The organism is Bacillus sp. 7_6_55CFAA_CT2, from assembly GCF_000238655.1.
Lineage (GTDB): Bacteria > Bacillota > Bacilli > Bacillales > Bacillaceae_G > Bacillus_A > Bacillus_A cereus.
In genome coordinates, this window is the sequence record NZ_JH414709.1 from 946,822 (window position 1) to 957,448 (window position 10,627).

Genomic DNA, 10,627 nt, shown 5'->3' on the forward strand with positions numbered 1-10,627 from the left:
TTGTGGATTACCATTTATAAAGAAAACAATCACGGCTATTGCAAATAAAATAGTGGATGCTAAACTAAAATATAATTTTGTTCTAATTTCTATTATCCCTCACCCCTCTGTTACTTTACAGTACATACTAACTCTTCATTTTTCATCTCTACTATGTACTCCTGTAAAACATATTCTTTCCCGCCATGGTTTTCATACCATTCATGTATTCTGTTAATATGCCTCTCGTCACTTCTAATTTTCGATTCTATTTCATTATACTGTTCATAACTATCATATTCCCATATGGCAAATACTTCAGACGTACCATTCTTATTATCTTTCATCCAGCGTCCTATTAGCCTAGAACCATGCTTTAATTGATTAGGTAAGTTCGTATTATTGAAATGATCATTAAATACTTCTATGAATTCATTTTTCACTACATAGTACTTCCTTCTGTAAAACATACCTCTTCCCCTCTTTTATGAAAAGTATTAGTAAATCTTCCCATCACTACCGTATTATAATACTTTCCATCCGATAGTCTTTTGTCATTTTTCAAAATGCCTTCTACTTCAAAACCTATTTTTTTATAAAGATGAATAGCTTTCTCGTTTGTCTCTAATACTTGTAAAGATATTTTATTTACTGCATTTTCGTCAGCCCATTTAATAGATTGTTGTAATAGGCTCTTACCCATTTTATATCCCCAAAACTCTTTTAAAATGCAAACACCAAACTCCACTTTATGAGATAATCTCTTAAAATTTGATCCTTCACACCTTGAAAATCCAACGATTCGATTGTGCACTTCTGCAACTAAAAAGAGATTCTTCGTTTCTTCACTATCTGTTTTTATTATTTTTTGAAACCCTAGGTCATCTATAAATCCCTCTCCAGCATCTCTATCCATATTTTCAGTTTCTCCATCAATCTGAACTCTAATTTTCGATAACTGCTCAGCATCTTTCTCAGCTGCAGAACGAATTGTATAAGTTAATCCATTTATATGAAACTCTTGCTCTTTTACAATCATGTCAAACTCCTTTCAAATGAATATAATGGCGCTATTACAACTTGTTTACCTTGTTTCTCAAATTCCTGAACAGTTTCTTTACTAGCCTCTTCGTCAGTTATAATAAGATCAATTTCTTTTAGAGACTCTCCTCTTATAAAACAATCTATTCCAAGTTTATTATGCGGAGCTAAACAAATATTTCTTCTAGCAATTTCACTTACTCTTTTACTAAAATAAGCAACTTCAGGTGTTGCAGTACTAATACCTTGTAATGAAATGCCTCCACCTGTAGAGAAATAAAAATCAATAGAAAATCTACTTATCAATTCAGAGGCAAATGTATCAGTAATATTTCCTGAAGGCTTTACTTTTCCACCAATTAAATATGTATCGATGTTCTTATATTCTCTTAGATGACCAGCTATTTCTATAGAATTCGTAATAACCGTAAATGATACTTCCGGTAAATATTTCAGCATCGCATTATGAATGGAAGCCCCGCCAATAAAAATAGAATCATCTTCTTGTATATAAGATGCCGCAACTTTTGCAATTGTGTCCTCATATATTGAGCTATCACTATAACGTTTAGCTGGTTCCGCAGCTAAGTTCCTCACTCGCGTAAGTTCAATTGCACCTCCGTGCGTTCTTTTTAATAAACCATCCTTTTCCATAATAGACAAATCTCTTCTTATAGAATCAATAGACATATCAAATCTTTCCGCAAGTTCCTTTGCGATTACTCTTCCATCTGTATTAAGTAGTTCTAAGATTCTCTCTCGACGTTCTTCAGTAAACATGTTATCACCACCGTTATTGAAGATTCAGAAACTTAAACTTTATTTTAATTATATGTATGCCTCTTCTGTTTTACAATATTTTCAGTTCTTATTTATTCCGTTTTATACAGCCTTCTCCCTCTTTCTATCCCAATAATTTGCCAACCAAATAAATGTATATCTGTATATTACGCAAAAATACTTCCATTTACCTTCCTGTTGATGTAAAATTATTCCTATGTTTTACTTTTTAATACAGAAAGGGATTACTATGAAATCATTAATCAAAACGACATGTACAGCATTATTATTTACTGGAATATTAACAGGATGTAATAGCAATACTACATCAAAACAAGAAAAGAGCGCTCTCGAAAAGAATGCAATGCACTATGGAGAAATAGTTAAAAACGAATACTATAGAGCAACAGTTGAAAATGCAAAGTTTGAAAAAATAGACAAAGAGCGGCGCCTTACTACTCGTGTTATGATTAATAATGTTCGGGACGATGGACAAACTATTGATCTTTCGGAAATAAAATATTTCATACAAGATGAAAAAACTGGTCAGAAATATGAAGGTGAAGCTCATCCGATAGATGACGAGCACTATAAAAATGTTCCACACGAATTCTCTTTAACTACTGACGTTGTGTTTGAACTGAAAACTTCACCAAAAGATTTAAATAATATGTATTTATACATAGATAGCAAAGCTGCGCCGTTAACAAATACATATTGGAAGCTTGATAATTTAGTATCTAAATAGAAAGACCAGTCTTAAATGACTGGTCTTTTTACATTCATACATTTACCTTTCATTAACACTTATATTCATTTTCTAATAACAACTTGAATAACATCAGCTAAACCAGTGTGCCCTTTCCCTTCAACTCGCTCTTGTTCTCCATTAAAGAAATGAATTACCTTATGTTCTTCACACCAAGTAAGAATATCAATTGGATCATACAGCATATCAACATCTTTTGGTCCACCAGTACCATAGTTTATTTGTTTTTTTGAGTAAACTTCAAACATAATTAAACCACCAGGCTTTATCGTTTGTATCATTTTACCTAATATCATTTTTTTATAATCATCATGAAAATGTCCAAATACCATAATTGCTGCATCATATTCATTTTCTGGCAAACTATCAGCTAATAAATCTACTTTTTTTGTATGCACGTTTACATTATGCTTCTCTGCCAATTTTTTTGTCTTCTCTAATCCATCTTCCGAATAATCAATAGCTGTTACTTCGTTCCCTTGTCTTGCTAGAAATACAGCATTTCTACCTTCTCCCTCCGCAAATGCTATTACTTTATTGTGATTTGCTAAACGAAATGCTTGTTCTTTAATAAATGTATTAGGTTCTTCCCCGTAAAAATATTCATCTGATTTATATCGATCATTCCAAAATTTAGTCATCATCTTCTCTCCTTCTTCATATCATTTTCTAACTACAATTAAAGATATCAAAGAGTTTTTTTATCCTTAATTAATTTAAAAATAAAAGCAGATTAAAAATCCACTTTTATTTTTTTCGCAAGATCTACGATTTTTTGATTTCGTAACTCTTCTTCCATTTTCTCTTCTGCTGCGAGCATTACTTCATTAATTAAACATCCAGGTTTGTCATGTAAACAACATTCAAACAATGACGTTTTACCTTCAATTGCATGTATAATATCTAAAAATGAAATATCTTCCCAATTCTTACTAAGCGAGTAACCGCCCTTTGGACCAGATGATGAACGTATCATCCCTTCCTTCGTCAACTTAGTTAGTATTTTAGACAAGTACGTTGGTGAAACATTTTGCATTTCTGCTAATTGGTGAACACTAACTAACTTATTTGGTGTAGCCTTTGCCAGAAAAAGCATTGTATGAAGAGCATAATTTGTAGCTTTAGAATATTTCATAATACAGCCCCTATTGTAGACTTCATGTATCTACAATAACTTTATTTTTTTATTATGTCAAACGTTTGTAATACTCCATACAACATTATTTCTTCACACGTAATACATCTGCCGCGCAAATCGTTACTTCTCTAAATGGAGAGTCAAATAAAACACCTAGTTCAAAACCATCTTCAGTAAGAGCTATTTCATGATATAACCACCAAGCATTTTCAAAGTTTTCCGGCATAGAACACTTTGTTACTCCTATAAAGGTTACTTCAAGTTTATCAAATTCACTAAAAGTACCACTGCAATCTAATACGATAGACAAAGTATCTTCTGATTCTCTCTTTATTACTTTAATTACACTATCGTGTAGTGATGTCTTGTGTAACTGAGCGACATTTGACGGAAGTTTTTTCTCAATGGAATTAAAATATTCTACGTATAATTGATCTAATTGTGCCACTCTTTTCTCATAATCTGTTGACCACTTTTGCATACGTTTTTTCAGTTCACCTGATGGGTATTCTGAATTAATTGTGATGTTTTGTATAATTGAGTATATCGATTCAGGAAGGAATTTTAATAAATCTATTTTCCTTTCCTCTATTTCTTCCTTTAAACTTTGTATATCCATTTCTGACCATTCTTTTATAGACTCTATAAAACTTACAAATTCTAAAACTTGCATTTTTTTATACCAATCTCTTGTAAAATATTTCAATGACACCTCTCCTAAAACATTTTTAAATCCAGTAAAAACAATATATCCACTTATTATATCATTCCAATAACTATTTTTTCTAAAGAAAAAATGTAAAACTGTAAATATTCCGCCTATTATTTCTAAAACTTCAGAATATTTACAAAAGTATAAAATTAGAATACATTTTAGCTGTACAAGATTCACCTGTACAAAAATTCAAACAAAAAGGGATGGTTATATGTTGAAGAAATTAGTAGCAGGAACATTAGTAGCGGGTTTTGCATTAACTGGAGGACTAGGTGCGGTAAGTGCTGAAGAAAAAAGCAACACAATTAAGTCATTTGATTATTTAAAAGTGGATGAACAAAATGTTAATTCATTTGCAAAATTAAATGATCAAGATAAGAAAAATATCCAAATTACTATGGTATTACCAGAGCAAAATGAAAATGGGGATTGGCTAGCTTATGGTTTTACTAGTCGTGAAACATTAGATGCGTATATTGAAAAGGATAAAAAAGCAATTAAAAATAAAATTAATCCTTTAGGTAGCGGTGCTGGTAGTACTGATTTTTATGAACATAAAGATAAAGGTGGCCAATACATTTACTGGAGCAGCGGATTTAAAAACTTACCGTCTAGCTGGAATGACAGAATTTCTTCTGTAAGTACAGCGTCACCTTCTGCAAGTTATTCAACGACACTTTGGGAGCACACTTCAACACAAGGATATGGAAAAGGCGTTTTATTTAAACATGCTGATTGGTACGGTAAAACTGCTAATTTAGCTGCTGATTGGAACGATATTACTTCAGCGATTGAAATTAAATAGTAATAAGACATTTAATTTCTTCTATAAAAATTCAAACCACTATTCTCTCTTTCATTTAGAGAATAGTGGTTTATCATATTTCTATTTAAGCATGTACAGCATGTCCTACTGCTTGCATTAACGCTTCATGAATCGCCTCAGATAAAGTTGGATGTGCTGCAATATAATCTCTCATTATATCAGCGGTAACTTCTGTATGAATCATTACGGTTCCTTGACCAATAAGTTCAGTTGCATAAGGACCGATAATAGAAATCCCTACAATTTCTTGGTATTTAGGTTCCACAATGACTTTTACTTTCCCTACTTGTTCTCCTAAAATAAGAGCTTTTCCGTTCGCTGTAAAAGGAAATTCTCCGATGAGAATATCACCATATTGTTCTCTTGCACCTTTTTCACTTAACCCGACACTAGCTATTTCTGGAGCTGTGTATATACATCGAGGCACAGCGTGATAATTTACTTTCACGTCTTCTCCACTTGCGTGTAATGCTGCTGTCGTTCCTTCATGGAAGGCAACGTGAGCAAGCTGAATTCCACCGATCACATCACCAGCTGCGTAAATATGTGATACGTTCGTTTGCATATGTTCGTTCACAGCAATCCCTTTATTTGAAAACTGAACCCCTGCTTTTTCTAAATCTAATTGTTGTACACGTGGTTTTCGGCCGACAGAAATGAGAACATATTCCGGGTTAGCTTCTTGGATACTACCTTCATATTCAAATGAAGCTTGCTTCTTATAATTATTTAATCCTTTTAAAGCAGCTCCTGTAAATATTTCTACGCCATCACTTTCTAATTTCTCTCTTAAAATATGTGCGATATCTTCATCTTCATCTGGTAATAATTGCGGTGCCATTTCAACAATCGTAACTTTTGTCCCAAGGCGACTATAAATACTTGCAAACTCGCATCCTATTACACCACCGCCAACGATTAACAATGAAGATGGTACACTCTCAAGAGACATCGCATGGCTACTATTTAAAATCCATTTTCCATCAAACGGAGCGAATGGTAATTCTGTAGGTTCGGAACCAGCTGCGATAATAAACCTCTCTCCATCCACTACTTCTTCTTTATTTCCTTGTACAACTCGCACACGATGATCCGTTTCGAATTTCGCTTTTCCTTTTATAACTTTAATTTTATTTTTCTTCATTAAATATTGTATTCCTTGGACGAGTTGCATTACGATTTGTGATTTCCTTGCCTGTATTTGATCCCAATCAATTGATATACTTCCTGTATTAAGCGTAACCCCATAATCATTCGCTTTTCTCACAATGTCATGCACTTCTGCACTTTCTAACAATGATTTCGTCGGCATACACCCAACATTTAAACACGTTCCGCCAAGGTCAGTTTCATCAATAAGAGTGACCTCTTTTCCATTTTGAGCCGCGGTAATTGCCGCTACATATCCAGCTGGTCCGCCTCCAATTACAACTAATTTACTCATTCTCTCACCTTCTCTTTATAAAAGAATTGTTATAGGTTCTTCTAAATAATATTTAATTGTGCGTAAAAATGCAGCTGCTGGTGCACCGTCTAGTACACGATGATCGAATGTTAAACTTAAAGGTAACATACTACCTTTTTTTAATTTTTTCCCTTTATATACAGGAACATGTTCAATTGCGCCAATACCTAAAATACCAGTCTCAGGTGTATTTAATACAGGTGTGAAATATTCAATACCAAAGCTACCTAAATTACTAATTGTAAATGTCGTTCCGTGCATATCATCACTACTTAAGCTACCTGCTCGCGCCTTTTGTGCCATATCCTTAATCTCTTTAGACAACTCTACTAAAGATAAATTATTTACAAAGCGAATAGCTGGAACGACTAATCCTTTTTCTAATGCGACTGCTATGCCTAAATGCACATGTTCAAATTGATGAATTGCATCATCTATATAAGCGCTGTTCATTTCTTTATGCTCTCTAAGCGCTAATACAACAGCACGAGAAACGAAATCCGTAATGGTTAGTTTGTTTTCGTATCGTTTTTGTACAACTTCCGCTATGTCTTTATGTAATGCAACTAAATCTGTAACATCTACTTTCATCGTTAATGTTAATTGCGCACTATTTTGTAAGCTTGCATGCATACGACTCGCAATTGCTTTTCTCATACCAGTAACAGGAACGACTGTACTTTCTTCTTGTTCAGGTACTTCTGGATTTGCTACTCTTTCTTCTAGCGCCTTTAATACATCTGCCTTTGTAATCCTTCCGCCAGGACCTGTACCAACTAATGCCTTGATATCCAGATTTTCAGACTTTGCAATTTTCTTCGCTACAGGAGAAATTTTAATTCTTTGCTTCGATACTTCTTTCCCATTTGGTTCTTGATTTTGTATATTTTGTACTTCTATATTAGATGTTTTTTCTTCTATAACATGTGTGCTTTCCTGCATTTCTACTTTTTCATTCGGTTTACCGATGTAGCAAATTACAGTACCAGGCGGCACTCCTTCATCTTCACTTACAGCTATATCAAGTACCGTACCATCAGCTGGCGCTTCAATTTCCGTTTCAATTTTTTCTGAATTAATACTAGCAATCAGTTCTCCTTTTGCTACATTATCGCCTGCTTTAATATTCCAGCTCGTAATAATACCTTCTTTCATCGCCATACCTAACTTCGGCATTACAACTTCTACAGCCATGTGTCTCTCTCCCTTCTCATCGTTTTATTACACATGTAATAAAGATTGGTCTCCAATCATTTCTGATACAGTTTCAATTACTTTTTCTGGCGTTGGCAAATACAACTTTTCAAGTGGTGGTGAGAACGGAACAGGTGTATGTGGTGCTGTAATTCGTTTAATAGGTGCATCTAACAAATCAAAACCTTTATCCGCTACAATTGCCGCAATATCTGTTGCGATACTACATCTTGGATTCGCTTCGTCAATAACGATAAGACGATTTGTTTTTTCAACAGATGATAAAATAGTATCTTCATCAAGCGGTGATAAAGATCGTGGATCAATTACTTCTACTTCAAGCCCCTTTTTCGATAATTGCTTTGCAGCTGCAAGTGCTGTATGAACTTGTTTTCCGATTGCGACAATTGTTACATCAGAACCTTCTCGTTTAATATCTGCTTTTCCTAAAGGAATTGTATAATACCCTTCCGGCACTTCACCTTTCATATTGTAAAGTGTTTTATCTTCAAAGAAGATTACTGGATCATCATCTTCAATTGCTGCTAATAATAAGCCTTTTGCATCATACGGCGTGGAAGGAACAACAACTTTAATACCTGGTATGCTCGTAAATAATGCGTACAAACTTTGTGAATGCTGAGCTGCTGCACTAAAACCAGCACCATGCATCGTACGTACTGTAACGGGTACTTTTGCTTTACCTCCAAACATATAACGGAATTTCGCACCTTGGTTTAATACTTGGTCAAGACAACTACCGATAAAATCATTAAACATTAACTCAGCTATCGGACGTAACCCAGTTGCAGCAGCTGCCATCGCAGCTCCCATATAACCCGCTTCAGAAATTGGTGTATCCAATATACGATTTCGGCCAAACTCTTGTACAAGTCCTTTCGTAACACCAAGAACACCACCCCAAGCTTCATCATCTTGCAGATGATCAACTTGTGCACCGCCTGCAACATCTTCACCTATTAAAATTACATTTTCATCACGACGCATTGAGATTTTCATCGCTTCATTAATTGCAGTTGACATACTTACTGTTCTAGTCATATTTTTTCACCCTCCTCTTATTTGTAAGAAACGTATACATCTTTTAATAATTCTTCATCGTCTGGGTATGGACTATTTTCACTAAATTCAATGGATCTTTGTACTGCATCATCTACTGCTTTTTCCATATCAACAAGTTCAGATTCCGTTAATAAACCTTCATGAATTAAATGCTTACGGAAATTCACAATCGCATCTTTTTCATTTAAATGTTCTTCTTTTTCTTCTGATGTTTTATATGTTTGCGCTTCACCTTCAAAATGACCGTAATTACGATATGTCATACATTCAATAATTGTTGGACCATCACCATTACGCGCACGTTCCACTGCTTCTGCAGCAGCTTTATATACAGCTAGAAGATCTTTTCCATCTACTTGAACGCCTGGAATATTATAAGCTTTTGCACGATCCGCAATAGAATCACAACTTGAAGCATATTCAAAGGTAGTTGCTTCACCATAACCGTTATTTTCTGCAATAAAAATAACTGGTAACTTCCAAATCGCCGCTAAATTAACCCCTTCATGGAATGTTCCTTCATTATTTGCTCCGTCACCGAAGAAACAAACACTTACATCTTTTGTTCCTTTATATTTAGCTGTCAATGCTGAACCGCAAGCAAGTGGGAAACCCCCGCCTACAATGCCATTAGCACCAAGCATTCCTTTATCTAAATCCGCAATATGCATGGAACCGCCTTTACCTTTACATAATCCTGTCGCTTTCCCGAAAAGTTCAGCCATCATACCATTTAAATCACAACCTTTTGCGATACAATGTCCATGACCTCTATGTGTACTTGTAATACTGTCACTATCCGTTAAGTGGGCACATACACCAACTGCTACCGCTTCTTCACCTGCGTATAAATGAACGAAACCTGGCAAAACGCCTTGTGCGAACAATTCATGCACCTTATCTTCAAACTTACGAATCTCTAACATTTTTTCGTACATCCAACGAGCTTGTTCTTTCGTAATTTCATTCCCTTTACTTTCAGTTGTTTTTAACATGTCCAGCCCTCCTATTTTTTTGTTCGTCTGTTATATTGCAAGTACCGTGCCAAATTCTAATCCTTGATTTAATAGGTTTTCTCTTTTCTTTCATAATAAAAAAGTGGACAAAATGAGACATCTGTCTCGTTTTGTCCACTTTTGTTCACCTAATTTGAGAACTATTATTTTATTCATTATCAAAGCTCTGCTGTAATTTTCGGATGTAAATAATTTGGCCAATATGATATGCATTATGAGTTGTTACATTCGCTAACACTTCCCACCACTTTGCAGAAACAGGAAATCCTACTACATCACTTTCAACCTTTTCTTCATTTATAAGATTTTTCCATTGTAACTAGTTTTTTCAGTAGTTTTTCCCGTAATTCATCGAAAGTTTGATTATCTGAAAGCATAAAACTTTTGTTATTATCTCCAATAGCGGGTACTGCATTCACATTTGATTCTTTATACCTAGTTTGCCACGTAGAGTTCCAATACAGTAAATGTTGTACGATTTCGGCTATACTATTACTCTCTTCATTCGGTTTCCAGAAAGCTTCCCTCTCAGACAAACCCTTAACTGCATCTGAAAATGGAATATACCAACTGGGATCGTTTGCATTCGCCAACAATTGATCTGCTAATACATCCTTCACA

At 34.5% G+C, this 10,627-nt stretch carries 12 protein-coding genes and 1 pseudogene; 2 read left to right on the top strand and 11 right to left on the bottom strand.

The genetic code is table 11. The annotated features are described in order from the left end of the window. Positions 1–110: 110 nt before the first annotated feature. The 3 genes from HMPREF1014_RS13805 to HMPREF1014_RS13815 are packed head-to-tail and all read right to left on the bottom strand — an operon-like array spanning position 111 to position 1,800. The gene (locus HMPREF1014_RS13805) at positions 111–449 is read right to left on the bottom strand and encodes an NIPSNAP family protein (RefSeq protein WP_000499994.1); all 339 of its coding nucleotides are present in this window, start codon (positions 447–449) and stop codon (positions 111–113) included. After that, on the bottom strand, positions 422–1,018 hold the full coding sequence (locus HMPREF1014_RS13810; protein ID WP_000635674.1) for a GNAT family N-acetyltransferase: 597 nt from the start codon (positions 1,016–1,018) through the stop codon (positions 422–424). The genes HMPREF1014_RS13805 and HMPREF1014_RS13810 overlap by 28 nt, the downstream gene beginning before the upstream one ends. After that, positions 1,015–1,800, bottom strand: coding sequence for a DeoR/GlpR family DNA-binding transcription regulator (locus HMPREF1014_RS13815; RefSeq protein WP_000493656.1), 786 nt, complete (start codon positions 1,798–1,800; stop codon positions 1,015–1,017). Before HMPREF1014_RS13815 ends, HMPREF1014_RS13810 begins: the two co-directional genes overlap by 4 nt. A gap of 250 nt (positions 1,801–2,050) precedes the next feature. Between HMPREF1014_RS13815 and HMPREF1014_RS13820 the strand changes: the two genes are divergently transcribed. Continuing rightward, the gene (locus HMPREF1014_RS13820; protein ID WP_000838470.1) at positions 2,051–2,548 is read left to right on the top strand and encodes a hypothetical protein; all 498 of its coding nucleotides are present in this window, start codon (positions 2,051–2,053) and stop codon (positions 2,546–2,548) included. Positions 2,549–2,613: 65 nt separating this feature from the next. Here the strand turns inward: HMPREF1014_RS13820 and HMPREF1014_RS13825 are convergent, their stop codons facing one another. The 3 genes from HMPREF1014_RS13825 to HMPREF1014_RS13835 form a co-directional block, all read right to left on the bottom strand. Next, positions 2,614–3,213, bottom strand: coding sequence for a class I SAM-dependent methyltransferase (locus tag HMPREF1014_RS13825; RefSeq protein ID WP_001987438.1), 600 nt, complete (start codon positions 3,211–3,213; stop codon positions 2,614–2,616). Positions 3,214–3,302: 89 nt separating this feature from the next. Continuing rightward, positions 3,303–3,704, bottom strand: a complete 402-nt coding sequence (locus HMPREF1014_RS13830) for an Rrf2 family transcriptional regulator (RefSeq protein ID WP_000877652.1) — start codon at positions 3,702–3,704, stop codon at positions 3,303–3,305. Positions 3,705–3,789: 85 nt separating this feature from the next. Next, complete coding sequence (locus HMPREF1014_RS13835; protein WP_000873446.1) at positions 3,790–4,413, bottom strand: DUF4085 domain-containing protein; 624 nt, start codon at positions 4,411–4,413, stop codon at positions 3,790–3,792. Positions 4,414–4,633: 220 nt separating this feature from the next. Between HMPREF1014_RS13835 and HMPREF1014_RS13840 the strand changes: the two genes are divergently transcribed. After that, entirely contained in the window at positions 4,634–5,227 is a 594-nt protein-coding gene (locus tag HMPREF1014_RS13840) for a hypothetical protein (RefSeq protein ID WP_000914430.1), read from the top strand. 85 nt (positions 5,228–5,312) lie between these two features. On the opposite strand, the gene lpdA is transcribed toward HMPREF1014_RS13840, so the two are convergent. The 5 genes and pseudogenes from lpdA to HMPREF1014_RS13865 form a co-directional block, all read right to left on the bottom strand. Next, a complete protein-coding gene (gene lpdA, locus HMPREF1014_RS13845) occupies positions 5,313–6,692 on the bottom strand; it encodes a dihydrolipoyl dehydrogenase (protein WP_000041215.1) in 1,380 nt (459 codons plus the stop codon). Positions 6,693–6,707: 15 nt separating this feature from the next. Further along, positions 6,708–7,907, bottom strand: coding sequence for a dihydrolipoamide acetyltransferase family protein (locus HMPREF1014_RS13850; protein ID WP_000257763.1), 1,200 nt, complete (start codon positions 7,905–7,907; stop codon positions 6,708–6,710). 27 nt (positions 7,908–7,934) lie between these two features. Then, the gene (acoB, locus tag HMPREF1014_RS13855) at positions 7,935–8,969 is read right to left on the bottom strand and encodes an acetoin:2,6-dichlorophenolindophenol oxidoreductase subunit beta (protein ID WP_000198898.1); all 1,035 of its coding nucleotides are present in this window, start codon (positions 8,967–8,969) and stop codon (positions 7,935–7,937) included. Positions 8,970–8,986: 17 nt separating this feature from the next. Further along, positions 8,987–9,985, bottom strand: coding sequence for an acetoin:2,6-dichlorophenolindophenol oxidoreductase subunit alpha (acoA, locus tag HMPREF1014_RS13860; RefSeq protein ID WP_000921275.1), 999 nt, complete (start codon positions 9,983–9,985; stop codon positions 8,987–8,989). A gap of 169 nt (positions 9,986–10,154) precedes the next feature. Continuing rightward, positions 10,155–10,626: pseudogene (locus tag HMPREF1014_RS13865) on the bottom strand (DinB family protein). Between the last annotated feature and the right edge of the window lies 1 nt (position 10,627).

What these genes read in the sequence shown, in the direction of transcription:
- HMPREF1014_RS13805 (WP_000499994.1), bottom strand. Translation starts at nt 449, where the DNA reads ATGTTTTACAGAAGGAAGTACTATGTAGTGAAAAATGAATTCATAGAA.
- HMPREF1014_RS13830 (WP_000877652.1), bottom strand. Translation starts at nt 3,704, where the DNA reads ATGAAATATTCTAAAGCTACAAATTATGCTCTTCATACAATGCTTTTT.
- HMPREF1014_RS13820 (WP_000838470.1), top strand. Translation starts at nt 2,051, where the DNA reads ATGAAATCATTAATCAAAACGACATGTACAGCATTATTATTTACTGGA.
- HMPREF1014_RS13815 (WP_000493656.1), bottom strand. Translation starts at nt 1,800, where the DNA reads ATGTTTACTGAAGAACGTCGAGAGAGAATCTTAGAACTACTTAATACA.
- acoA (WP_000921275.1), bottom strand. Translation starts at nt 9,985, where the DNA reads ATGTTAAAAACAACTGAAAGTAAAGGGAATGAAATTACGAAAGAACAA.
- HMPREF1014_RS13810 (WP_000635674.1), bottom strand. Translation starts at nt 1,018, where the DNA reads ATGATTGTAAAAGAGCAAGAGTTTCATATAAATGGATTAACTTATACA.
- HMPREF1014_RS13850 (WP_000257763.1), bottom strand. Translation starts at nt 7,907, where the DNA reads ATGGCTGTAGAAGTTGTAATGCCGAAGTTAGGTATGGCGATGAAAGAA.
- acoB (WP_000198898.1), bottom strand. Translation starts at nt 8,969, where the DNA reads ATGACTAGAACAGTAAGTATGTCAACTGCAATTAATGAAGCGATGAAA.
- HMPREF1014_RS13825 (WP_001987438.1), bottom strand. Translation starts at nt 3,213, where the DNA reads ATGATGACTAAATTTTGGAATGATCGATATAAATCAGATGAATATTTT.
- lpdA (WP_000041215.1), bottom strand. Translation starts at nt 6,692, where the DNA reads ATGAGTAAATTAGTTGTAATTGGAGGCGGACCAGCTGGATATGTAGCG.
- HMPREF1014_RS13840 (WP_000914430.1), top strand. Translation starts at nt 4,634, where the DNA reads ATGTTGAAGAAATTAGTAGCAGGAACATTAGTAGCGGGTTTTGCATTA.